Origin of the sequence: Thermodesulfobium narugense DSM 14796, from assembly GCF_000212395.1 — a bacterium.
Taxonomy (GTDB): Bacteria; Thermodesulfobiota; Thermodesulfobiia; order Thermodesulfobiales; family Thermodesulfobiaceae; genus Thermodesulfobium; species Thermodesulfobium narugense.
In genome coordinates this window covers 596,751-621,312 of record NC_015499.1, presented here as the reverse complement: position 1 = coordinate 621,312, position 24,562 = coordinate 596,751, and the positions used below count along the sequence as shown (strand labels likewise).

Annotated in this window: 28 protein-coding genes; 10 read left to right on the top strand and 18 right to left on the bottom strand. The window is 33.8% G+C overall.

Annotation, left to right across the window (positions count from 1 at the left end):
• Positions 1 to 304 precede the first annotated feature (304 nt).
• The 10 genes from THENA_RS03240 to THENA_RS09585 all read left to right on the top strand — a co-directional run bounded on the left by THENA_RS03240 (position 305) and on the right by THENA_RS09585 (position 9,109).
• Positions 305 to 1,540, top strand: coding sequence for an MFS transporter (locus THENA_RS03240; protein WP_013756007.1), 1,236 nt, complete (start codon positions 305 to 307; stop codon positions 1,538 to 1,540).
• Positions 1,541 to 2,053: 513 nt separating this feature from the next.
• Positions 2,054 to 2,521, top strand: a complete 468-nt coding sequence (locus THENA_RS03235; protein WP_013756006.1) for an NADH-quinone oxidoreductase subunit C — start codon at positions 2,054 to 2,056, stop codon at positions 2,519 to 2,521.
• Positions 2,514 to 2,732 (top strand): hypothetical protein, encoded by a 219-nt coding sequence (locus THENA_RS09595; protein ID WP_052296050.1) that lies wholly within the window; start codon positions 2,514 to 2,516, stop codon positions 2,730 to 2,732. Before THENA_RS03235 ends, THENA_RS09595 begins: the two co-directional genes overlap by 8 nt.
• A 15-nt stretch (positions 2,733 to 2,747) precedes the next feature.
• Positions 2,748 to 3,611 (top strand): hydrogenase large subunit, encoded by an 864-nt coding sequence (locus tag THENA_RS03230; protein ID WP_052296049.1) that lies wholly within the window; start codon positions 2,748 to 2,750, stop codon positions 3,609 to 3,611.
• A gap of 9 nt (positions 3,612 to 3,620) precedes the next feature.
• On the top strand, positions 3,621 to 4,040 hold the full coding sequence (locus THENA_RS09590) for a 4Fe-4S dicluster domain-containing protein (protein ID WP_013756004.1): 420 nt from the start codon (positions 3,621 to 3,623) through the stop codon (positions 4,038 to 4,040).
• Positions 4,041 to 4,057: 17 nt separating this feature from the next.
• A complete protein-coding gene (locus THENA_RS03220; RefSeq protein WP_013756003.1) occupies positions 4,058 to 5,944 on the top strand; it encodes an NADH-quinone oxidoreductase subunit 5 family protein in 1,887 nt (628 codons plus the stop codon).
• A 15-nt stretch (positions 5,945 to 5,959) separates the two neighbouring features.
• A complete protein-coding gene (locus THENA_RS03215; protein WP_013756002.1) occupies positions 5,960 to 7,249 on the top strand; it encodes a proton-conducting transporter transmembrane domain-containing protein in 1,290 nt (429 codons plus the stop codon).
• 1 nt (position 7,250) lies between these two features.
• On the top strand, positions 7,251 to 7,673 hold the full coding sequence (locus THENA_RS03210; protein ID WP_013756001.1) for an NADH-quinone oxidoreductase subunit B family protein: 423 nt from the start codon (positions 7,251 to 7,253) through the stop codon (positions 7,671 to 7,673).
• Positions 7,670 to 8,611 (top strand): respiratory chain complex I subunit 1 family protein, encoded by a 942-nt coding sequence (locus THENA_RS03205; RefSeq protein ID WP_013756000.1) that lies wholly within the window; start codon positions 7,670 to 7,672, stop codon positions 8,609 to 8,611. Before THENA_RS03210 ends, THENA_RS03205 begins: the two co-directional genes overlap by 4 nt.
• A gap of 24 nt (positions 8,612 to 8,635) precedes the next feature.
• The gene (locus THENA_RS09585) at positions 8,636 to 9,109 is read left to right on the top strand and encodes a 4Fe-4S binding protein (RefSeq protein ID WP_013755999.1); all 474 of its coding nucleotides are present in this window, start codon (positions 8,636 to 8,638) and stop codon (positions 9,107 to 9,109) included.
• A gap of 23 nt (positions 9,110 to 9,132) precedes the next feature.
• On the opposite strand, the gene THENA_RS03195 is transcribed toward THENA_RS09585, so the two are convergent.
• The 18 genes from THENA_RS03195 to hisB form a co-directional block, all read right to left on the bottom strand.
• Positions 9,133 to 9,444 (bottom strand): hypothetical protein, encoded by a 312-nt coding sequence (locus tag THENA_RS03195; RefSeq protein ID WP_013755998.1) that lies wholly within the window; start codon positions 9,442 to 9,444, stop codon positions 9,133 to 9,135.
• A 68-nt stretch (positions 9,445 to 9,512) separates the two neighbouring features.
• On the bottom strand, positions 9,513 to 10,889 hold the full coding sequence (locus THENA_RS03190; protein WP_013755997.1) for a cobyrinate a,c-diamide synthase: 1,377 nt from the start codon (positions 10,887 to 10,889) through the stop codon (positions 9,513 to 9,515).
• Entirely contained in the window at positions 10,889 to 11,104 is a 216-nt protein-coding gene (locus tag THENA_RS03185) for an ATP-binding protein (protein WP_013755996.1), read from the bottom strand. Before THENA_RS03185 ends, THENA_RS03190 begins: the two co-directional genes overlap by 1 nt.
• Complete coding sequence (gene ruvX, locus THENA_RS03180; protein ID WP_013755995.1) at positions 11,094 to 11,516, bottom strand: Holliday junction resolvase RuvX; 423 nt, start codon at positions 11,514 to 11,516, stop codon at positions 11,094 to 11,096. The genes THENA_RS03185 and ruvX overlap by 11 nt, the downstream gene beginning before the upstream one ends.
• The gene (locus THENA_RS03175) at positions 11,497 to 12,102 is read right to left on the bottom strand and encodes a tetratricopeptide repeat protein (protein WP_013755994.1); all 606 of its coding nucleotides are present in this window, start codon (positions 12,100 to 12,102) and stop codon (positions 11,497 to 11,499) included. The genes ruvX and THENA_RS03175 overlap by 20 nt, the downstream gene beginning before the upstream one ends.
• Positions 12,103 to 12,128: 26 nt before the next feature.
• Positions 12,129 to 13,580, bottom strand: coding sequence for an Asp-tRNA(Asn)/Glu-tRNA(Gln) amidotransferase subunit GatB (gene gatB / locus THENA_RS03170; RefSeq protein WP_013755993.1), 1,452 nt, complete (start codon positions 13,578 to 13,580; stop codon positions 12,129 to 12,131).
• A gap of 4 nt (positions 13,581 to 13,584) precedes the next feature.
• Positions 13,585 to 15,030, bottom strand: a complete 1,446-nt coding sequence (gene gatA / locus THENA_RS03165; protein ID WP_013755992.1) for an Asp-tRNA(Asn)/Glu-tRNA(Gln) amidotransferase subunit GatA — start codon at positions 15,028 to 15,030, stop codon at positions 13,585 to 13,587.
• Positions 15,020 to 15,319 carry an Asp-tRNA(Asn)/Glu-tRNA(Gln) amidotransferase subunit GatC gene (gene gatC, locus THENA_RS03160; protein ID WP_013755991.1) on the bottom strand — a complete coding sequence of 100 codons (300 nt, stop codon included), beginning with the start codon at positions 15,317 to 15,319 and terminating at the stop codon, positions 15,020 to 15,022. Before gatC ends, gatA begins: the two co-directional genes overlap by 11 nt.
• A 41-nt stretch (positions 15,320 to 15,360) precedes the next feature.
• A complete protein-coding gene (locus THENA_RS03155) occupies positions 15,361 to 16,164 on the bottom strand; it encodes a lipid II flippase family protein (protein ID WP_013755990.1) in 804 nt (267 codons plus the stop codon).
• The gene (purE, locus tag THENA_RS03150; RefSeq protein ID WP_013755989.1) at positions 16,165 to 16,656 is read right to left on the bottom strand and encodes a 5-(carboxyamino)imidazole ribonucleotide mutase; all 492 of its coding nucleotides are present in this window, start codon (positions 16,654 to 16,656) and stop codon (positions 16,165 to 16,167) included. It abuts the gene before it with no gap.
• Positions 16,653 to 17,885, bottom strand: coding sequence for a phosphoribosylamine--glycine ligase (gene purD / locus THENA_RS03145; protein WP_013755988.1), 1,233 nt, complete (start codon positions 17,883 to 17,885; stop codon positions 16,653 to 16,655). The genes purE and purD overlap by 4 nt, the downstream gene beginning before the upstream one ends.
• Positions 17,886 to 17,934: 49 nt before the next feature.
• On the bottom strand, positions 17,935 to 19,431 hold the full coding sequence (gene purH, locus THENA_RS03140; RefSeq protein ID WP_013755987.1) for a bifunctional phosphoribosylaminoimidazolecarboxamide formyltransferase/IMP cyclohydrolase: 1,497 nt from the start codon (positions 19,429 to 19,431) through the stop codon (positions 17,935 to 17,937).
• Between the two features lie 30 nt (positions 19,432 to 19,461).
• Complete coding sequence (gene purN, locus THENA_RS03135) at positions 19,462 to 20,064, bottom strand: phosphoribosylglycinamide formyltransferase (protein ID WP_013755986.1); 603 nt, start codon at positions 20,062 to 20,064, stop codon at positions 19,462 to 19,464.
• Positions 20,057 to 21,073, bottom strand: a complete 1,017-nt coding sequence (purM, locus tag THENA_RS03130) for a phosphoribosylformylglycinamidine cyclo-ligase (protein WP_013755985.1) — start codon at positions 21,071 to 21,073, stop codon at positions 20,057 to 20,059. Before purM ends, purN begins: the two co-directional genes overlap by 8 nt.
• A gap of 63 nt (positions 21,074 to 21,136) precedes the next feature.
• Complete coding sequence (purF, locus tag THENA_RS03125) at positions 21,137 to 22,525, bottom strand: amidophosphoribosyltransferase (protein WP_013755984.1); 1,389 nt, start codon at positions 22,523 to 22,525, stop codon at positions 21,137 to 21,139.
• 2 nt (positions 22,526 to 22,527) lie between these two features.
• Positions 22,528 to 23,235, bottom strand: coding sequence for a 1-(5-phosphoribosyl)-5-[(5-phosphoribosylamino)methylideneamino]imidazole-4-carboxamide isomerase (locus tag THENA_RS03120; protein WP_013755983.1), 708 nt, complete (start codon positions 23,233 to 23,235; stop codon positions 22,528 to 22,530).
• 89 nt (positions 23,236 to 23,324) lie between these two features.
• A complete protein-coding gene (hisH, locus tag THENA_RS03115; protein WP_013755982.1) occupies positions 23,325 to 23,933 on the bottom strand; it encodes an imidazole glycerol phosphate synthase subunit HisH in 609 nt (202 codons plus the stop codon).
• Entirely contained in the window at positions 23,933 to 24,541 is a 609-nt protein-coding gene (hisB, locus tag THENA_RS03110) for an imidazoleglycerol-phosphate dehydratase HisB (RefSeq protein WP_013755981.1), read from the bottom strand. The genes hisH and hisB overlap by 1 nt, the downstream gene beginning before the upstream one ends.
• Positions 24,542 to 24,562: the final 21 nt, after the last annotated feature.

Sequence of the window (24,562 nt, the reverse complement as noted above, 5' to 3'; positions counted from 1 at the left end):
GCTAATAAAACAGGTTAGTATAATAAAATATAAAAGCAATATTTACCTCACCTGAAAAAAATTTTAACGATTATTTTCCATAATTAACTCACAAACTATTATATATCTTTTTCTTAAAATTTTATACTAAATTATATTATTCTATAAACAAATTAAAAACATATTAGATGTAAAGCATTATTAGAATTTCTTATAATAATCATAAAAAATTAGAATATTTTACAAATAACCTTAATTTTAAATTTACAAACTTTAATGGTATTATAATGATAATTTTTATTTCATGGTGGAAGGGGTGCAAATTATGTCCGAAAAGAATAAACCGTGGTATTTAGAAATTAGCAAAAGTCAGTGGTATTCTCTTTTTGCAGGTTTTATGGGGTGGGGATTAGACGCTTTTGACGTTATGCTTTATGCCTTTGCTCTTACAAGCATCATGAAAGAATGGTCTATAAACACAGCAATTCTTGGGCTTTTAGCTTCTCTTACACTTCTTTCTTCTGCTGCTGGCGGCATAATATGGGGCATTGTCGCCGACAAGATTGGCAGAAAAAAAGCTTTGATGTCAACTGTATTAATTTTTTCAATTTGCTCTGGTCTAAGCGGTCTATCCCAGGATATTTGGCAGCTTGCTATAGCAAGGACTTTGCTTGGACTTGGAATGGGCGGTGAATGGGCTACTGGCGCCTTGCTTGTAAGCGAATCCTGGCCAGCAGAACATAGAGGAAAGGCAATTGGTATTATGCAAAGCGGTTGGGCAATAGGATACTTTTTAGCTGCTTTAGTTGCATCTTACGTTATTCCAGCATATGGATGGAGGGTCCTTTTCTTTATAGGCATACTTCCAGCTTTATTTATATTTTATGTAACAAAATTTGTAGATGAGCCAAGAATATGGATTGAAAAAACTGACAAAAACAGGGCTTTTATGTCATCATTTATTGAAATCTTTAAACCATATTTACTTAGATTCACAATAATCACCACTCTAATTAGCTCTGCTGTTATGTTTGCTTATTGGGGGCTATTTGTCTGGCTTCCAGGATTTTTAAGTTCTCCAGTAGAAAAGGGTGGAGCAGGACTTAGTATAGTAAAGAGTTCAAACTTTATGATGCCTACAATGATTGGTGCCTTTTTAGGTTACGTTAGTTTTGGCTTTATAGCAGATAGATTAGGAAGAAGACCAACGTTTTCTTTTTATCTCATAATATCAGCAATTCTAGTATACATCTACGGACATACTAGAGATGTAAATACATTAATGTTACTTGGACCTTTCCTTGGATTCTTTGGTTCAGGATATTTCAGTGGATTTGGAGCATTCATATCTGAACTGTTTCCCACAAAAGCAAGAGGCGCGGGTGTAGGTTTTACATATAACACAGGAAGAGCGCTAAGCGCTTTTGCTCCTACAGTTGTTGGATTTTTTGCTATTAGTTATGGTCTTGGAGTATCTCTCACCATTACCTCTCTTTTCTTTTTTCTTGGCGCAATTTTAATATTCTTCTTACCAGAAACAAAAGGAATAGAACTGCAATAAATCTGTGAGGGTGCGAATTTTTTTGCACCCTAAATATTTACTTTAATCTAATAAACTTATCTAAAGCGAAAAGTTTGTCATATTCATCTTCTTTCAAATGTCCCCCGTTGAAAATAGATTTTTTATTAATATATTCTCTTTAAAAGCTTTTTTTTTACAACATTAGCTGTTTCATAATAGCCAATATATAACATAACTTCATTCACAACTTTTAAATTCTCAATAATCCTTTTAATTTAAAAAAAGCTTTTCTTCTGGATACCTACCTTGCCAGTTATATCTTCTTCGATTTTTAAATTCATTTAATTTAACTTACAGCTATTTATGGATTTTAGAAGAATTAACTTAAAAGCATAATCCTTTGCAACATTAAGAAAATTTAGAATTGTCTAAAAAATTAGTAAATTTAATTTATTAAATAATAAGTATTTTTTATTGTATAATTTTTTTAAGGGGATAGCTATAAAAAATTATTTTTTTAAATAAATTTTAACAAGGGGCGAAAAAATTCTTATGGGTAAACAAAATTTAAGCATTATATTTGAAAAAATCAAAAATTCCTGTACCTTAGATAAAGGCGTTTATAGAAACACTATTAAAGACCAAACTCCTTTAGAAGTTGCTATTATGATGAGATCGATTAACGCAAGATTAGTCTTAGTAAATGCATTTTTAGATCTTCAAGATGAAAGAACAATAATTTTAGAAAATCTATATGATATAGACGGTTGTTTATTTTCATTTCAATTTAAGAAAAACTTACCTGCTACATTTACCAGCATAACTTCAATATATCCAAACGCCAACTGGGGAGAGAGGGAATGTTTTGAAATGTTTGGCATTGATTTTAGCGACAATAAAGACATAAAAAATGGACTTCTACTTACATCACAAAAAGATCTAAAAACACCTCTTCTTAAACAGGAAATAGAAAAAATTTTAATAAGAAAAAATAAAGTTCAGGAGGACAAAATTGTCTGAAAATGAGATAAAAAGAGGTTTTTCTCTCCCTATTGGTCCTATTCATATAGCCCTCGAAGAACCAGCCACATATACTCTTGAAGCAGAGGGTTCCAAGATCAAGAGCGCAACTATTGATTTAGGTCATGTGCACAGAAGCATTGAATATTTATCCGCAACCAAAAATTTTTGGCAAGTAATCCCACTTGTAGAAAGAGTTTGCGGAATATGAAGTATGAGCCATCCAATGGCCTGGGTCCAGGCAGTAGAAAAACTTGGAAATGTTAGTGTGCCCCCTAGGGCAAGGTGTTTAAGAACAATAGTTAGTGAGCTTGAAAGAATTCATTCACACCTTCTTTGGGCAGGAATTGCAGCACATATAATTGGTTTTATAAGCGTATTTTATTTAATATGGAATTCCAGAGAAAAAGTCAAAGATTTAATGGAGATAACAACTGGACATAGAGCAAATTACTCATTTAATACAATAGGCGGAATAAGAAGAGACATTACAGATTTAGAACCAATTTATAAGATATTAAGTGAAGTAGAAGAAGACTGTAAATCATTTATTGATATAGTCATGAATGACAAAACAATTGAACTCAGGACCAAAGGGGTTGGGGTCCTCACAAAAGAAGATGCAATTACATATTCAGTTGTAGGACCTACTGCAAGAGCTTCTGGCATCCCACAAGATATTAGAAAAGTTGATGAGCCAGGAGCTGCTTACGACCTAATTGATTGGAAAGTAATCGTTTCTGATGGGTGCGACGTTTTTGCAAGAGTAGAAGTAAGACTCTTAGAAATCTTGGAAAGCATACATATTATTAGAGAAATTCTAAAAATTATTCCAGAAGGTCCAATTGCTAAAGAAATTAGACCAATAATTCCCGAAGGTACAGCAATAGGTAGGCATGAGGCGCCAAGGGGCGAGGACGTTCACATTCTGGTATCTGATGGTTCGGATGTTCCCTTTCGACACAAGATTAGAGCTCCGAGCTTTGTCAATCTTCCAGCCCTCTCAGCAATGCTACCCAATAACGATTTGGCAAATGCAACTTTGATAGTTGCCAGTGTAGATCCATGCCTCTCATGTACTCAAAGATAGGAGGAAGATGTGAGACTTAAAATAAACCCAAAAAAGTGTATTGGATGTCAAAAATGTATGGATGCGTGCAAAGAAATAAACAATTCTCCTGAATCACGAATTTTTATATCAAAAAATGAATCTACAGAAAGCTTCAAAATCACATATTGCACAATGTGTGGAATATGTGAAAAGGTTTGCCCTGTAAAAGCTATAGATAGGAGAAAGGGAGTAATTGATATAAATCCTGATGCATGCGTTGGCTGTAAAACTTGCTACTATATGTGCCCATTTGGCGCAATCGAAATGATATCAAGACAAAGCACACATTATGTAAAAATAATAGCTCAAAAGTGTAATCTTTGTGAAAAAAACAATTTCGTTGCTGCGTGCGCTCAGGCCTGTCCAACAGAGGCAATTGTTCAGGCTGCAGCAATTTCTACAGAATAAGATTAGGGAGGAGTAATTTGTTAGACAAAAATCTTATAATTTTTCTAAGCATAGGAATTCTTTTTTCTGGAAGTATAATCTCTTTCCTATTTCACAAAATAAATTCTAGAAAATTTCATGGAACTATCTCAATATTCACCTCTTTAATTTCTTTTCTAACTATAATATACCTTTGCATAAATTTTATTAATCATCCATTTTCTGCTAACCTTTTTAATCAAAGCCTTTTCAACACAATTAATTTGAACTTAATACTTAGAGCTGATGGCCTTAACTTATTTTTTGCACTTTTTGGATCCTTTATTAGTTTTTGCGTTTGCATTTATTCTTTTGAATATATGTCTCACGAAAAAAATGGAATGGGAAGGTTTTTTGGGCTCATGCAGCTCTTTATTGGAGGATATCTTGGAGTAGTATTAAGTGACAACTTAATCTGGACATATATTTTCTTCGAGCTTATAGGCCTTTGTTCTTATCAACTAATTGGCTTTTGGTATGACGTAAATCTTTCAAGCTACTCTGCGAAAAAGGCATATCTTATGACACACATTGCTGGGTATGGGCTGTTACTTGGCATTATTGCTATTGCATATTGTACACATGGAAATCTTATTATCTCAAAACTTGAAGGAAGTAGTTTTGGCATATATACCAATATAATCCTTCTAGGAATATTAATTGCATGTATGGCAAAATCTGTTCAATGGCCGCTTCACACGTGGATACCCTTCGCCATGAACACTGTGACCCCTGTTAGCGCACTTTTACATGCTGCATGCCTTGTCAAAGCTGGTGTGTATATCCTTGTAAAGATGTATGTGATATTGTATCCTTATCCGCTACCATGGAACGCACTGATAGTTACTGTAGGCTCGTTAACATCACTAATTGGCGTAATGTATGCGCTAAAACAGACAGAGATAAAAAAACTTCTTGCCTTTCATACCGTATCTCAAATTGGATATATGGTAGCAGGAATCGGACTCGGAACTCCCCTTGGTATAGCAAGTGCACTTTTTCACGCGCTTAATCATGGGCTATTTAAATGCACTCTATTTTTATGCTCTGGGATAATGCAAAACGCTACGGGCAGCAAAGACCTTACAAAGATGGGTGGACTTTTTAAAAAACTTCCATTTACAGCTGCCCTCTTTCTTATAGGATCGTTTTCAATATCAGGAGTGCCGGGTTTTAATGGATTTATAAGTAAATGGATGTTTTATTATGCAGCAATTCAAGCAAATTATCCATTTGCAGCAGCTATTGGCCTTATTGCAAGCACTCTTACCCTGCTTTCTTTCATAAAGGCATCTTCAACAGCTTTTTTTGGATTTCAAAAAGAAGAATTTAGCAATATTCGAGAAGGAAAATATAAGCTTGAAATATTTTCAACCTCCTTGCTCGCAATCTTTTGCATACTGATTGGAATATTGCCACAGTTTTTGATTTCATATCTTCTTGTGCCAGCTCTCCACAGCCTTAATTTAAACTTAAATCAAGAAATACTTAACTTTGACCTAGGGGTCTTGTTATCATCTGGAGGAGGTTACCTTGCAAGCTTTACAGCCATATTCGCAATAGTGGCCATTATTATTCCATTCTTAATAATATTTGCCTCAATCAAAAAGTTCAAAAGAACCCAAAGTTTTACCGGCGGAGAAGTAGATATTAGTTCTTTAAAAAGCGTAAATGCATTTGACTATATATTTGACGTTGAAAGCCTTTCAAAAAACTTTTATAGATTTACAGATTCAGACAAGTGGTATAACTTTTCAAATGATTTATTAAAAACTACATTTGAAATTATATATATACCTATAAAGTGGCTTGAAAACGAGATGTGGCTGGTGACAAGCATAGTTTCAATGATAATAGTAATAGCTATTGTCCAACTAATTAGGTGACAAGGAGGTGTTAACTTGATATTAATATCTGATTTATTATTAGCAATATGTCTAATATTACTTTCAAAAGCAAAAAATAAAATTATAAGATTTATATTAGTTTTGATTGCATTTTCTTCATTAGGATACGATCTAATTAGCTTAGGAATTTTTTCACCTTTCGACTTACGGGCATTCTTTATAATAACGGTATTTATCGTCTCTGCTATGATTTCTATCATATTGTCAGTTAAGGATTTCGAGAAATCAGTTTCACCTTTGTATGTAATAGCATTTATCTTTCAGTTATTCGCACTCTTAAATCACGATGCATTGCTTTACAGCATTTTGTTAGAACTCTTAAGTTTAATAACATTTGGCTTTTTATTTATGAAAATTAAATCTTTTAACTCTTACAAAATATATTTTATTGTTAACATAATCTATTATTTACTTTTTATTTTAAATAGCACAAGTTTTATTTCATTTACTGGCCTTCTAGCTATAATTGCAATATCTTTGAGGTTAGCTGCCACACCATTTCACTGGTGGCAACCAAAATTCGTTAGCATAACAAATCCTATAATATCATCTGCAGTTGTATGTGTCGGAGAAGTAATAGACTTCTACCTATTGTTCTTCATATTGCAAGAAGTTAAGTCGATATCATTTATAACATATCAAGACCTAAACAATATACTATTCTTCGTGGCAATATTATCAATTGTTGTCGGAGCAATAATGGCATACCTTGAAAAAAATCTAAAAAGACTTCTCTCTTATTCGACAATTGATGACACCGGCTACTTTCTTTTAGCGCTTGCAATTGGAAATAGTTTAGGATTAATCGCAGCCATAATAATATTAATAAATCATTCTGTTTCAAAATTTGGGCTATTCGTTATAACTGACAAAATTGAAAGTATTTTTTGCACCACAAATATATCAGAATTAAGCGGCATTGCAAAAAAATATCCATTTTTATCAATAACTTTTTTGATTTTCTCACTTAGCCTAATAGGCGCTCCTTTCTTGCCTGGTTTTTCTGGAAAATTGTTACTTTATCAGGCAGCTTTTGATAAAAGCTTGTTGCTTAGCATCTTTCTAATTATTGCAAGCTGCTTGACTCTTATTTACTATATCCGTGCCTATCATAAAATTTTTTGGGGAAGTGAAGAAAGCATGGCAAAAAACAAGATAAGTTTTGAAGAAAAATTTGTTACAAATATCTCGCTCACAATTTTATGTATAGCAATTTTATATTTTGGCATATACCCAAACTATTTAATAAACGTCATCAATAGCTTGATTAAGGTGGTAAACTAAAATGATTTTTAAAATTGGAAGAAGTAAATCGCCTTGGATATTTCATTTAAATACTGGTTCCTGTAATGGCTGTGATATAGAAATTGTAGCTCTCTTTGCATCAAGATACGATGTGGAGAGACTAGGCTGCAAATTGGTTGGTAGTCCAAAGCATGCAGATATATGTCTGGTCACTGGCCCTGTAACAGCAAGGTCTAAGGAACCTCTTTTAAAAATATACGACATGCTTCCAAATCCAAAGGTAATTGTGTGCGTTGGCGCGTGTTCTATAAGTTCTGGGGTATTTACAGATGGATATAGCATTGTTGGGCCTGCTCATAAACTGATTCCTGTAACCGCTTATGTAGGAGGATGCTCTGCTCATCCTAAAAACATATTTTTGGGCCTGAAAAAAGCCATAGAGGTTTTTAAGGAGGGAAGATGATTTCATATATACTTTCTATTTTAATTTTTCCAGGCCTTCTCTTTTCATTCTTACTAGGAAGCCTTATGGACTCATTTAGAAGAAAATTAAAAGCAAAAATGCAGCTCAGAATTGGTCCTCCATTAACACAGGGCTTCTACGATACTATAAAATTATTTAGCAAAGAAGCCTTAATCCCAGAAAATATGCCATGGGCTCTATACTTTATAATTCCAATTGTAGGCGTAGTGTCAATATCCATTGCGCTCTCACTTTTTCCTATTCCATTACCATTTGTCAAGTTTAACTCTCACAAAATACCATTCGATCTTATAGTAATATTTTATCTCTCTGAAGTGCCTACTATTTGTTATCTATTATTTGGATACTTTACAAATTCTATATTTGGTCAAATAGGAGCATCAAGAAAAGCCCAACTTCTTTTTGCATACAACGTGCCAATGATACTGATCATTACGGCACTTGCTTTTAGTGTAAATGGATTTCCAACTTTTAATTTATTTGACATTGCTACAAAGGGTTTTAATACCACATCAATCTTTTTAAAAATCATATTTATTCCGATATTTATTTTGTGTTCACTTGCGAAGCTAAAGCTTAACCCCTTTTCAATACCAAACGCTGAACAAGAAATATTGGAGGGACCTACGGTAGAAGCAAGTGGACCAGCTCTTGCGCTTTTTGAAATCTCACACTTTATGGAATGGGTTATTTTGGGATTTTTATTTTCTTATCTATTTTTACCAATATTCATCATACCAACAAATCTTATATTAATCTCAATAATATTAATATGCTTTGTATTCGCATCGCTACTTTCATTATTAGAGGCCGCAACAGCAAGAATTGAGCTTAATCAAGCAATTAATATATTTGTAAAGTTTACCTGGCCAATTTCTATATTAGGGCTTTTATTAGCATTTTTCACACATGTTTAAATTGTATATTAGAAAGGAGACGCCATGCTTCCACTGATAAGAATCTTAATTGAGAATATTTTTAAGCCACCCATAACAGAAGATATATCAAGTGTTAACTTGCCAAAGCATCCAAAGGGATTTCACGGCCATCCAGAACACGATCCCACCAGGTGTATTGCATGTGGTATATGTCAGTACTTTTGCCCGGCAAAGGTTATAAAAATATCACAGATAGATGACAAAATAAACTACCATATGGACTTAGATCAGTGCACCTGTTGTGGACAGTGCATAGATTATTGTCCTACTAATGCAATAAAGCACAGACCAAACCCATACTTTGTTACTACTAATCTTGATGACTTTAAGGTCGATCATCAAATAAACCTTATAAAGTGTGCAAAATGTGGCGCCTTTATACCGGATATGACGCTTATAGCAAACAAATTGTTTGGTGAGGGCAAGCCAATTCCAAAACACCTATCTCTGTGTCCCAAATGTAAAAGAAAACCATAATAAGTACTATATAGTCAATCTAACTACTTTTCGATAACTTCCGAGTCGCAATATTCGTTTGAGTTAATATCTTCAACAAACAAGTTAAAGTGTGCAGCAATTGGAAAAGAAATTTTCTCCAATAAAACTAGAAAATATTTTATATAGAGATCTCTAGCAAAAATTACTGATAAAACAATCAAAGCCCAAAAAATACAACTAATAGTCCCCCAACCAAAAGAATCAAACCTTTTTACAGCAAAAAATAAACTAAATAGGATAAGGGAAACATAAACCAAAGACAAAGGCATTATAATATTTCTCACTGTTTTTATAAAATAATTCTTAATATTCAAGACCCTCCACCTCCAAAAGTTCTTAAGTAATTATACATCAAATTTAATTCAAAAAGACATATTGAGTCCTATATATATACAGATTTTAGTAGGTTAACTATAAAATCTTTAAACCCTAGTGGATGAATATGGAGATATGAAGCCATCACACGCTTATACACCACTCCATCGAGTTTATTCATTATGCCATTACCCCTAAGAACTTTCATAGAAAATTTAATATCGGCGCTTCTATTGATCGAAACGCTACTATGATGGAATTCGTGTCCCTTTATTCTTATCCCTTTTGAGAAAAATGGGTTATCATCAAACACCTCAATCTCTTCATAACCATGCCCAACAGGTTTTTTATCCATATGAATGCCAAATGGCAAGAGCCCAACCATATTATATTTATTACCGTCGTTTTCAATAAAATCAGATAAATACATTAACCCACCGCATTCAGCATAAATTGGATTATTGTTCTCACCAAAATCCTTAATAGATCTCCTCAGCGAATCATTTCCCTCAAGCTCTTTAGCAAAAACTTCAGGAAAGCCACCTCCAATATAAAGTATATCTATGTCTGGAAGATGTTTATCTGTTAAAGAGTTTATAATTTCTATTTTTGCACCTGACATTTTCAAAAAATCAAAGACTTCAGGATAATAAAAAGAAAACGATACGTCCTGTATTATACCTATCCTAACGTCAAAAAATCTCTCAAAACTAACAAGATCGCTTAATAGTCTACTGCTTAAATTATCATTTTTTCTGATTATATCAAAGAACAAGTCCCAATTCATATGTTCATCTACAGCATCAGCAAAACTATCAATTACAGAATTTAACTCCAATCTTTCTTTAGCAGGTATTAAACCTAAATGTCTATCTGGAATAGATAATCTTTTATCGTCTTTTGGAAAGGAAGCTAAAACATCTGGCAAATTATAGTGCTCCAATGCGTTGATAATCAAGTTTTTCTGTCTGTCTCTTGCAACTTTATTTAGTATTATGCCTTTAATATCTATTTCTTTATCAAACTCAACATATCCCTTTATAAGAGCTGCACTACTTCTTGTTATTCTTTGAACTGGCAAGACAAATATAACAGGAATATCAATTATTTTTGCAATTTCAGCAGTTGAGCCTGTACCCAAATAGTCAATTCCATCATAGAGCCCCATCGCACCTTCAACTACAGAAATATCTGCATCAATAGAATTTGTCATAAAAGAACTTAAAATTGTTTCCTTATCCATCATAAATAAATCTAAATTCCTGCATGGTCTTCCTGAAGACATAGAAAGCCAGCTGGGATCTATAAAATCAGGTCCTTTTTTAAATGTTTGAACTCTGTATCCCTTTCTTGACAGTGCACGAGCAAGTCCAATTGAAAAAGATGTCTTACCCGAACGACCAAACGGAGCAGATACTAAAATTTTTTTAAAACTTTTACTCACTATAATAAAACCTCGATTGCATTGTTTTCACATACTCTTTCACACCTTTTACATGCATCACACCTTGACAAATTAACAAATATTGGTCTAAAAAAACCATTTAAATAGATTACTCCTTTAGGACAAGCTAAAGAGCACTTTCCGCATTTATTACACCTATCAGGCATAAAGGATATAGATTTTATTAGAATCATAAGATTATATTTATCTTTCACCTATGTTTTTCTTAGTATTTGATAAAAAATCTAAAAATGACTTCAATACAATTGAACTTGCGATTTCATGAATCTTACCTTTATCTTTATTTCCCAAGATTTTTTGAAGCTTTAGTGCTTCTATAGAAGAATATCTTTCATCAAAAAGTATTACTTTGACCCCTATAGTTTCTAACTTTTTTTTCACTTTAAGAATTGACTTAGATGACGCAGAAGAAAAATCTGTTCTTAAAGGATCTCCAAGAACTATTGCTTCTACACTTTTTTCCTCAATTATTTGCTTAATTTTATTCAAATCTTTATCCCACGTAGTTCTTGTAATAGTACCTAAAGGAAAGACAATTTTTTCCTCCGGATCGCTTATGCTTAGTCCCAGATGAGTTACACCCCAATCAATTCCAAGATATCTCAAGATCGCTATCTCTCGAATAGATATCTCTGATGTGTTTTATAACTATATTGTACTGATCTGTCAATCTCGCTAACCTCAAAAACTTTGCATAACTCTTCAAAATAGCTAAATTATTTGGCTCTAATGAAATGGCTTTTTGGTAAGTAAAGTTAGCACTATTGTAATTATTACTTAATTCATAATCTTTAGCCATATAATACCAACTATAAACATCGAATGGATCTTTATCAATGCAGATACTGAGCGCTCCAATACTTTGTGAATAGTTACCTTCTAAATAATATTTAATTCCCTCTGCAAAAAAATACTCTTTTGAGTCCATCAAAGATGCAGGTACAGAGCTCAGAATTCTTTCAATCAATGGTTCATCCAGACTAAGAGCTGCTGATTTAAGATTCATCTTTATTACATTATTGCTATTATCATTAAAAGTGTAAGAATATGCTATCGCACTTTTGTAAAGGCCGCTACCAGCCATAGTCTCCATGATATATTCGTGAGTTTTATCCCCCCAACTTGCAAAAGACTGCCCGCAAAAAGATACAGTAAAACAAATAAATGCTAAAAAAAGTTTTTTGCAAGCCACCTTCCATCCCTCCTTTTTTAGAAACCCTATTCATTAGATCTTAGTTCTTCTAACAAGTCGTTAATTATCTTATTTGACATCTCAGGAGAAGCTTTTCCTTTAGTTTCTCTCATAAGCTGACCAACCAGGAAACCAACAGCATTTTTCTTTCCCTTAAAAAAGTCTTGAACAGCTTTTGGATTATTTTCTATAACTTTTTTGGCAGCATCAATTAAGAAACCCTCATCCGAAATTTGTTTAATACCAAGCTTTTCGATAATGTTCTTTGGAGAATCTTTCATATCAAATACCTTTTCAACCACTTCCTTTGCTTGTCTGATACTTATTGTTTTTGAATCAATCAAATCTAAAATTTCTTTTAAATATGAAGGCTCAAAAATTTTACTGTCAGGTTCTAATTTTTTTTCGTTCCAAAAATAAGTCAAATCTCCCAAAATCCATTTCACAGCTTCCTTAGGCGAACACTTACATCTTACACAATCATCAAAAAAGTTAGCTAGCTTTAAATCGGAAACTAAAACAGCAGCATCATTTTTATTAATACCAAGTTCGTCAACAAATCTAAAATATTTTTTTAACGGAAGCTCAGGTATACTGCTAGATATACTTCTTATCTCTTCATCAGAAACAACAACAGGAAGCAAGTCTGGATCTGGAAAATATCTGTAATCATGAGCCTCTTCTTTAGTTCTCAAAGAATGAGTTGTCCCATCACGTTCATCAAAATGTCTTGTTTCTTGGATTATAGTTCCACCAGAATTTAGAATTTCTGATTGTCTAGCAATCTCAAATTCTAATGCTCTTTCAAGAGATCTCAAAGAATTCATATTTTTAATCTCAACCTTCGTTCCAAATGTACCATCAGGATTTTTTAGCGAAATATTTGCATCACAACGCATTGATCCTTCTTCCATATTGCCATCGGAAACTCCAAGATATCTTAAAATATTCCTAAGCTCAGACATAAAGAGCCTGGCTTCTTTGGGAGAAGATATATCAGGTTCAGTAACAATTTCCATCAAAGGAATTCCTGCTCTGTTATAATCCACCATGCTCTGTTCTGATTCCATAATATCTCCCGTATGAACAAGTTTGCCGGTATCTTCTTCTAAATGAATTCTATGAATTCTAACCCTCTTTAACTCATCATCACAAAGAAATTCAAGATACCCATTCCTACAAAAAGGCAAATCATATTGAGAAATTTGATAATTCTTTGGCATATCAGGATAAAAATACTGTTTTCTATCGAATTTTGAATATCTTGAAATTGTACAGTTAAGAGCTAAACCGCTCATTATTGTAAAAGCAATTGCTTTTCTGTTGGGAACTGGTAAAGATCCTGGCAGAGCCATACATACTGGACAAACGTTGGTATTAGGCTTATCACCAAAAGAGGTTCTACATCCACAAAACATCTTTGTTTCAGTTTTTAGTTGAGCATGAATTTCCAAACCAATTACAACATTATTATTCATAAGTTTATATACCTCCCAATTGAGGCCTGGCTTCAAAATTTATTATTGATTCCAGTTGATCTGCAAAATTTAATACTTCACTATCATTAAAGGGTCTCCCAATAATTTGTAATCCAATTGGAAGCCCTTTATTATCACATCCAGAAGGAATAGAAATGCCAGGAAGACCGGCAAGATTCACAGGAATAGTAGCAATATCAGATAGATACATAGAAAGAGGATCGCTTGTTTTATCGCCCTTTTTAAAAGCTGTAGTGGGCGAAGTTGGACATATTAAGAAGTCGTATTCTCTAAAAGCTTTCTCAAAATCATTTACAATGAGTGTTCTTACCTTTGATGCTTTTAAATAATATGCATCATAATAACCGCTCGAGAGAGCATAAGTGCCCAACATTATTCTTCTTTTTACCTCGCTTCCAAATCCTTGCCCTCTTGTTTTTGAAAAGGTTTCGATTATATCTTTACCCTCTACCCTTAATCCATACCTTACGCCATCAAATCTTGCAAGATTTGAACTTGCTTCAGAAGTAGCTACTAAATAATAAACAGGCAAAGAATACTTTAAGTGCGGCAAAGAACATACATCAACTTTTAATCCTTCAGATTTAAGAATTTTTATAACGTTGTTTAAAGAATTCAAAACTTCAATATCAAATCCTTCTGCTTCATAAAGCTCTTTTATAACGCCAACTTTATATTCTTTTATATTTCTATTTACTGAAGTAAATTGGTAAGGATGCGAAGTAGAGTCCATATCGTCTTTTCCACTCATAACACTAAAAGCAAGTTCTACATCCTTAACCTTCGTTCCGAAAGGACCTATCTGATCCAAAGAAGAAGCAAAGGCGACCAAACCATATCTTGAAACAGTCCCGTAGGTTGGCTTAAATCCAACAACGCCGCAAAAAGAGGCAGGCTGCCTTATAGAACCACCTGTATCCGAACCAGTTGCAAGAGGAACAAATCTTGCCGCTACTGCAGAAGCTGAACCCCCCGAACTTCCGCCGGGAACTCTTTCCAAATCCCAAGGATTCGAAGTGGTGAAGAAAGCAGAATTTTCAGTAGAAGACCCCATAGCAAACTCATCAAGGTTGGTTTTTCCTACTATGATCGCTCCTGCATCAATTAACCTTTGAACTGCTGTAGCTGTGTATATTGGTATAAAATTTTCAAGTATTTTAGAACTACACGTAGTCTTAAAACCTCTAAAGCACATGTTATCCTTAATAGCCACAGGAATCCCCCAAAGAGGTTTTAAATCTATTTCATCTAACTTAAGAGATTCAATCGCTTTATATGCATATTCTTCGGTTAGCGTAATAAAAGAATTTATTTTTGAATCATATAATTTTATCCCTTTAAAAACATAGTCTAAAAGCTCTTTTGGAGTAAGATTGCCTTTTTTATATTCGCTCTTAATAGAGTTAATTGTAAAATCATTAATTTCCATTTTTCTCCTCCACAATCCTAGGTACCAAAAAATAAGTTAAAGTGCTTTCAGGAGCATTCGATAATATTTCCTCAACGGGATAAGATTCTTTTATAATATCTTCCCTAAAAATATTGTTTATTGGAAACGGATGAAAAGTAGGTTCTACATTATCGGTATTTACGTCATTTAAAGTAATAAAATAATTCAGGATCTTGCCAAGATCTTCTTTTAGGCTTTCAACTTCATTGTCCTTTAATTCCAATCTTGCAAGTTTAGCGACATGTAGTATTATCTCTTTGTCAATCAAAACAATCCTCCTTGAAAAATTAATTTAGAGATTTAAAAGTATTACCTGTGCAAAAATAGCGTTACACTCATTATATACCAGGTAGCAGGCAAAAAAATGATTTGAGATAAAACTAGTGATCCTAAAATTCTTGTAAAGAGAAGCAAGTATACCATTGACTCAACGTTATTATATGTCCTTCTCTTATGCAAAGCGTCATCGGTAATCAAGGCCGCAGTAGGATCTACAACAAAAGCCATTAATATAGTAGCCAGACCATTTACAATTCCAGAAAGCTGAGTAGCTGTCACCCTGTAAGCTGCCAGATGCGCTCCAGCAAATAGTGAGGACATAACTCCCACTGTATATACCGCAACAACTACAATATTAAAAAAAATAAATTTTTTAGGAATCCCTTTAAAATCAAAATCTTCAAACCTTTTTAAAAACTTTACATTAGCAAAATCCTTTGAAACAAGTTTAATATTTTTAAAACTCAGAAGTTTAAAAAGTGCCATTGGAACTGATCCAGTTTCTTCAAACCATAAAATTATTCTTGAAAAAAAGGCTACAGAATATGGCAAAAGTATTATTGCCAAAATATCTCCAAGTGCGCCGCAAAATATAACAGCTCTAAAATTATTTCCCAACGCATCAATTTTACCTGTCAATACTGCCGAATCAACAAGTACGCCCAAAAGAGGGGCTTGAAACATATTCGACATCCTCGAAACCAGAGCAATTATGTTGTAGAAAGAAAGAGAAGTGGTTATTTTACCCGTCCTTAAACCAGCTAAGCGCAGTGCAGAAGCTGTAGCCTCCGAGAGGTGAATCGAAAAATCAAAAAACATTATTAAAAAAAGCAATTACAGATCCTTTAACTTTTCTTGAAGTACTTTGTTTTGTTCTCGAATATTCTTTTTCATATCTTCAGAAGCCTTTAAAAGCTTGCTCTTGATATCAGGATATTTAATTGACAAAATTCTCATAGCAAGATAAATTGCGTTTTTAACATTACCAAGTCCAACAGTTGCAACAGGCACTCCCGAAGGCATTTGAACAATAGAAAACATTGAATCCATACCCGAAACGGGAGAATTCGTTAAAGGGACCCCTATAACAGGGAGGGTAGTTACAGCAGCCAGTACACCAGGAAGGTGAGCAGCAAGACCAGCAAAAGCAATAATTACTTCTGTACCTCTACTTTCCGCTTTTTTTGCCCATTCTATAGTCTCTTCAGTATTTCTGTGAGCAGAACTAACAACAAGTTCAAACTTAAGATTAAACTTTTTAAGTTCCTTGATTGCAGGAATAATCGCTTCATAATCATTATAACTTCCAATTACCAAAGAAATCATAAACCTATGTCCCTCCTAAAATGCATACCTTCGAAATTTATATACTTAATCGAGTTATATGCCTTATTTCTTGCTTCTTCAAAGGTATTTCCCATACCTACTACGTTCAAAACCCTTCCAGAAGAAGTAAAAAGATTGTTTTTATCTCTCGTTACCCCCGCATAAAAAATTGCAACATCCTCATCCTCAAAAATTTTTCCATCTATATTTATCATTTTTCCTACTTCAGGATTGTTTGGGTATCCCTTGGCAGCTAAAACTACTGAAAGGGCTTTTTTATTTGAAATCTTTGGTTCAGGTATTCTTTCATTTTTTGCTACAGCATAAAGAAGCTCGGAAAAGTTAAGAATTCTTGGAACAAGTACCTGGGCTTCAGGGTCGCCAAATCTACAATTGAATTCTAAAATTGATGGGCCTTCTTTTGTCAACATTATTCCAAAATATAAAACTCCTTGATAAGAAATATTCTCTTTTCTCAAGGCTCTGATTGTAGGTTCAACAATATTGTTTTGAATTTTATTAATTTGAAATTCAGGCAGATCATCGACTGGCGAATAAGATCCCATACCCCCTGTATTTGGACCTTCATCAAAGTCGTTTAACCTCTTATAATCTCTTGCATTATCCAAAACCACATGATCTTTATCGTTGATCAATACAAAAAGAGACAATTCTTTCCCCACCAGACACTCTTCTACAATTATGTATTTTGAGGCTTCAGGAAAATTATTTTTTAAAAAATTTATTGCCTCAACAGCTTCTTCCTTTTCATGAACTACTACCACTCCTTTTCCCGCTGCAAGACCATCAGCCTTTATAACAACAGGATACTTACAATTATCAAAGTGCTTTATCAAAGAACCTTCATCTTCATATATAACAAAGTCAGCAGTTGGAAGGTTATTTCTCTTCATAAAAGACTTTGCAAAAACTTTACTCCCTTCTAACTTTGCACCTTCCTTGCCAGGTCCAAAAACCCAAAAACCTTTTGATCTCAAAAAATCAGCAATTCCCTCGGTAAGTGGTTTTTCAGGACCTACAACTATAAGATCTACTCCTGTAACTCTACAAAAAGATTCTATATCATCTTTTGAAAGAATCTTATTTATCCAGCTTAAAGATGTACCGCCATTTCCTGGAGAAAGAAAAACATCTTTTCCCTCCTTTTTAAGACGCCAGGCAATTGCGTGTTCTCTTGCTCCACTACCAATAACTAAAATAGAACCCACATATACCTCCCAATTAAATTAATTAGTTCTTTTAAGAGATCTTTTAAATTTAGTGATAGAAATGTCTTCTGTGAGTAAATACCATAGGTATCCCAAGTCTATCAGCCTCTTCAATTACCTCTTCATCTCTTCTAGAACCACCCGGTTGAATAATTGCTTTGATACCATATTCTCCTGCAAGAGTTACTGAGTCTTTAAACGGGAAAAATCCATCAGAAGCAAGGCTGGCTCCTACAGATCTTTCCTGTGCTCTCATACCTGCAATCCTAACAGACATCACTCTACTTGACTGACCGGCACCAGCACCAACTAATTGGCCATCCTTTGCAAAAACAATTGCATTTGACTTAAAGTTTCTGCATAACTTCCAGGCAAAGATTAGATCTTCCATCGTCTTTTCATCGGGCTTAACCTTAGTTACCACATCTAGGTTGTCTAGCTTTAAAAAGTCTTCAGTCTGAAGCAAAAAGCCAGCTCCAACTTGTTTTATGTTATAATTCCAATTAGTTCTTTTGGTTGAACCTTTCAAAATTCTAAGGTTCCTTTTTTCCTGCAAAATTTCAAGGGCCTTTTCGCTAAAATCAATAGCATATACTACTTCATAAAAGTTTTTGTAAATTTCTCTAGCCAAAACCTCATCAACTACACCATTTATAGCTACTATGCCGCCAAAAGCTGATTCTTTATCGCCTTCATATGCCTTAATATAAGCAGTCAAAAGATCGTCGGCAACTGCAAAACCGCATGCCTGATTGTGCTTTATTATTACAACAGCCTTTTCGTCTATGAAGTCATAAAGAAAACGTAAAGCCGCATCTATATCCACAATATTATTAAAAGAAAGTTCTTTTCCGCTTAAAAATTCAGCATCAAGCGGATACCCATCTTCGGTTTTATAAAGAAAAGCTTTCTGATGAGGATTTTCCCCATATCTAAGACTCTGGATTCTCTTGCCCGTAAGAGTAAATTGTTCCTGAAATAGATCTTCTGAAAAATATGCTGCTATATGAGAATCATAGGAGGCAGTATGCTGAAAAGCTTTTGCAGCAAGATATTTCCTATACTCAAGGGTCATTGTATTGTTTCTTAAAAGTTCAATAGTTTTTTTATAGTCATCTGGGTCTACCAAAACAAGTACGTCTTTATAATTTTTAGCAGCAGCTCTAATAAGAGCCACTCCTCCAATATCAATCATCTCAATTATTTCCTCAATTGGAGCCCCTCTATTCAAAGTTTCCAAAAATGGATAAAGATTTACCACTACAATATCTATGGTGTCTAAATTCTTTATTTGTTGTATATGATTTGGGTTATCTCTTTGAGCCAAAATGCCTCCAAAAATAATTGGATGAAGAGTTTTCACTCTTCCGCCCAAAATCTCAGGGAAATGAGTGTATTCAGAAACCTCAATTACAGGAAAGTCAAAGGACTTAAGGTACTTTGCTGTTCCACCTGTTGAAAGCAAACCATAACCTAATTTATTTAATTCTTTTGCAAATTCTTCAATACCATTCTTGTTATAAACACTTATTAAAGCTCTTTGCATACCAGACCTCCTTAAAATTCATTGTACATATTATATATCTTTTATTTTTACCTTTCTTCCATCAATTACTAGTCTATTTTGAGCAAAGAGTGAAATAGCAAAGGGATATATTTTGTGCTCTTCCTTTAGAATTCTCGAGGCTAGAGTTTCTGGGCTGTCATCATCAAGCACAGGAACCACAGCTTGTAAAATTATTGGACCAGTATCGGTTCCAGCGTCAACGAAATGAACGGTGCAACCGCTAACCCTTACACCATAATCTAGAGCCTGTTTTTGTGCGTTAAGACCTGGGAAAGAGGGCAAAAGAGAGGGATGTATGTTCATTATTTTCCATTTAAAATGTTCTACAAAACCAGGGCTCAAAATTCTCATAAAGCCAGCTAAAGCTATTAGTTCTACTTTATATGAGTCCAAAATATTAGTTATTTCTTTTTCAAAGTTCAATTTATTGCTGAATTTTTTCCTATCGACAACTTCATAAGGAATGTTAAATTCTTTAGCTATTTCTATTGCCTTTGCACCAGGGTTATCAACTATTAATACCTTTACTTCAGCACTATCAACTTTTTGCACAATAGCCTTAAAATTCGATCCTCTACCAGAAGCCAAAACTCCAACTTTTAACTTATTCAAACTCCACTCTCCTCTCATCAGAGGGAACAATTTTACCTATTATTCGGGCATTTGAACCTAAAGATCTTAAAATTTCATCTACATTTGAAGGGCTAACAACCAATATCATCCCAATACCCATATTAAACACCTTATACATCTCTTCTTCACTCACACCGTGATCTGCAATCCATCTAAAAATCCATGGTATATCAAAATCCTTTTTTATCACTGCCTTAACGTTTTTTGGTAAAATCCTAATCAAATTTCCTTCTATACCACCTCCTGTAATGTGTGCAAGACCATTAATCATGCCCTTTTCGATAAAAGGATAAACATCTGAATAATAAATTTTAGTAGGTTTCAAAAGCTCTTTAGCCAAACTAATACCTTCTGGGGTTATGCTTTTAAGTATATTAATTTTATAATCTTTAATAATTCTTCTTATTAAGGAAAAACCATTGCTATGAACCCCATTAGAAGATAATCCAATCAAAATATTCCCTGATTTAATATTTTTTGGCAAAAGGGAGGACCTTTTAACAGCACCTACCACAAAACCTGAAAGGTCCCAATCACCCTTTTTATAAAGATCTGGCATTTCAGCAGTTTCTCCCCCCAATAACACTCCACCAGTAGGTTTTAAGGCTTCAATTATGGAGGAAACAATTTCTAATGCAATTTTTGTATCCAATTTCGAACATGCAATATAATCTAAAAAAAATAAAGGTTTTCCGCCGTGCACTAATATATCATTCACGTTCATAGCTACCAAGTCCTGACCTATTGAACTCCAGATGTTTGCTTTTTTTGCAACCAAAACTTTTGTTCCAACTCCATCACAAGAAGATAGTAAAACAAAATCAGAACCAAAGTTATCAAGAGGATAAAAACCTGCAAAACCATCACCTAGACTCTCAGAAAATGATCCAAAAGCTTTATTGCTTATCTTTTTGATTTCATTTACAAACTTGTTCGCGCTCTCGATATTCACTCCCGATTTTTCGTATGTTAGTTTTTCTTCTTGCATAATACACCTTCTTTCTACAAAACAATTATAAATTTATGATTAAGAAAGTGATCAATCTTAAATTTACCACTTTTCGTTTTTTTCAAGCGCATATTTTTCTCTAACTTCCTCACTGGGTATATAAGTAGGATAATCAGCTCCAAAACAGGCAAGGCACGGATATTCAATGCCAATAGCCTCAATAGTACTTTTTCTTGAAAGATATGCCAAGCTATTTACGCCAAGAAATTCTCTAATCTGTTCAATATCCATTTTACTAGCCAAAAGCTCACCTCTTGAAGCGGTATCAATGCCATAAAAGCATGGATGGCTAACCATTGGAGAACTTACCCTAAAATGAATCTCTTTTGGCTCACATTCCCAAAGCATTTTAACAATTTCCTTACTTGTTGTGCCTCGAACAATAGAATCATCCACAACTACTACTCTTTTTCCCCTAACCAATTCCGAAATCGGATTTAATTTTAAGCGAACACCTCTTTCTCTTAACTCTTTTGTAGGTTGAATAAAAGTCCTTCCAACATATCTATTTTTTATAAAAACTTCATTAAAGGGTATCTTGCACCTTTGAGCAAAACCAATTGCAGCTGGGGTACCAGAGTCAGGAACACTAACTACTATATCAGCATCCACTGGTGATTCTTCAGCCAAAAGCTCACCAAACCTCTTTCTAACCTCATAAAGTCGTTTTCCCATAACTACAGAATCAGGTCTAGCAAAGTATATATATTCAAAAGAACACAAGAAATTACCCTGCGGTTCTAAAATTTGGTCCACTTCATAACCATTTCTGTGAATTCTAACCATTTCACCAGGAGAAATCTCCCTGATAAATTTAGCACCAATAATATCAAATGCACAAGTTTCAGAAGACACAACAAAACCATCTTCATATGAACCCATGCAAAGTGGCCTAAATCCCCATGGATCTCTAACTGCATAAATTTCTTCCTCAGTTAAAAAAACAAGAGAATAAGCGCCAATAAATCCTTTACACACGTTAGCAAGAGTTGTTTTAAAATCATCTTGAAAATTTCTGGCAATCAAGTGGCCCATAAGTTCAGTATCTGAAGAAGTATATGGTGAAATGCCCAAACTATAAACTTGTTCTCTTAGTTCCTTTATATTCACAATATTGCCATTATGAGCTAAAGCAAAGGTTCCACCTTTATATCTCATCTTTAGAGGTTGCGCATTTTCTATACTTGGCCTTCCAGTTGTTGAATACCTGACGTGGCCAAGAGCAGCATAACCATATAATTCCTGGAGTTCTCTTTCAGAAAATGCAGAAGATACTAAACCCATAGACCTTTGTATCATCAAACTTGTTCCATCAGTTGCAGCTATTCCACAACTTTCCTGCCCTCTATGTTGAAGTGAATATAAAGCAAAATAGGTATGCTTAGCAACATCTTTCCTAGAGGGACAAAGAATTCCAAATATTCCACACATTATTAAATTACCTTTCCATCAAAAAATTTAATATGACCTTCCATCCATGCCTTGCCTATTACCGCACCATCAAAACCAACTTCTTCAAGAATATTAATGTGTTCTTTTTTTGATATTCCTCCAGCACCTATTAATCTGTGTTTTGGAAATATTTTTCTAATATTCTCAAACAACTCTACCGAAGGACTTGAAAGTGTACCATCTCTATTTATATCTGTAACCAAAAAACCCAGATTACTTCTATTCCCAAATTTTCTTTGTAACTCTTTTAACTCTAAAGAAATCGAAGTCGTCCATCCATGAAAACAAAGTTTTGAATCCTTAAAATCTAAAGAGATAAGAATTTTATCTCCAAAATCTTTTAAAATCGCGTTAAGAGTCTCTTCATCGGTAAAAGCAACAGTTCCAATAATAATTCTATCAGCTCCCACCTTAGCCAAAACCTTAACGTCATCATATTTTCTTACTCCTCCCCCCCATTGGACGACAAAACCCTTAGACTTTGCCATTTCAAGAACGTTAAAAGCAGTAAATTGGCCAATTTTTGAAGCCTCCAGATCAATTATGTGTACAAAATTAATCCCAGAAGATTTTAGTTTATTAAAATAGTCTTCAGGTTTACCATATATTTTTATTTTATCAAAATCACCTTGATAAAGTCTAACAACATTATCCCGATATATATCGATTGCCGGTATTATTTCAAACATTTAACCTCCTTAAAAAACTTATAAACTTGTTGGTGTATAAAATTTAAAAAGCAAAATTTTGTTTAATAATTATTTTATAACTTTTATAACTATATTGAACTCAAGAAATTATCTAAGAGCTTAAGCCCCCAACGTCCACTCTTTTCAGGGTGAAATTGACAGGCAAACACGTTATCTTTTTCAACAACACACACGAATCTTTTATTTACATATTCAGCAAATCCCTTTTTACAAGAAAGATCATAAACTTCTGGATAATAAGAATGAACAAAATAGAAAGAAGAATCATCAGGTATATCTTTAAAAAATCTCAAGTCTGAAGTATTAAAAACTTTGTTCCAACCAAGATGCGGTCTTATAAAGTCCTTTTGAAACTCAACAACTTTGCCAGAAATAACCTTTAAGCCTTCTGTAAATCCAAATTCATCAGAATAATCAAAAAGCATTTGCAAACCCAAACATATTCCAAAAAAGGGTTTGCCAGAGTATATAAATTCCCTTAATGCTTCCCAGAGATTAGCTTCTTTAAGAGATCTGCTTGCCTGCGCAAAAGAGCCCTGGCCAGGGAAAATTAAAGCATCAGCTTTTTTTAAACTTTCTTGATCCCAAATTTCTTCAAATTGGTAACCCAAATAAGTAATTGCTTTAAATACACTGCCTAAATTTCCTCCTCCTTTATAACACAAGACTCCTATCATCAAATACACCCCTTAACAGAAGGAATAGATCCTGAATTTGTCAAAGTTACAGCATCTTTTAGACATATAGCAAATGATTTAAAACAGGCTTCTGCAATATGATGGCTATTAAATCCAGAAATCTTTTTAAAATGGAGGTTTGCTTTCAAATTCATTGCCAAAGAGTTGAAAAAAACTTCTACAAGTTCAGTATTGAATTTGCCTATCATTTTGGAGTCAAACTCAACATCATAAGAAAAATAAGATCTGCCAGAAATATCTATAGCACACAAAACTAACGCATCGTCCATTGGCAAAATCGCATTTGAAAATCTTTTTATACCAACCTTGTCTCCTAAGGCCTTCAACAAAGCTTCCCCAATAACGATCCCTACATCTTCAACACTATGATGATAATCAACTTCTAAATCTCCTATGCACTTTAGTTTCATATCCACACTAGAATGTTTTGAAAGAGTAGAAAGCATATGATCAAAAAAACCAATATTAGTTTGTATTGAATTTTCTCCTGTACCATCTATATTGATTTCTAATTCAATGTCGGTTTCATAAGTTTTTCTTTTAATGCTTGAAACTCGTGCTATCCTTTTCCCGCTTTCATGGTCCATTTTAAGAACCTACCTCTCTTT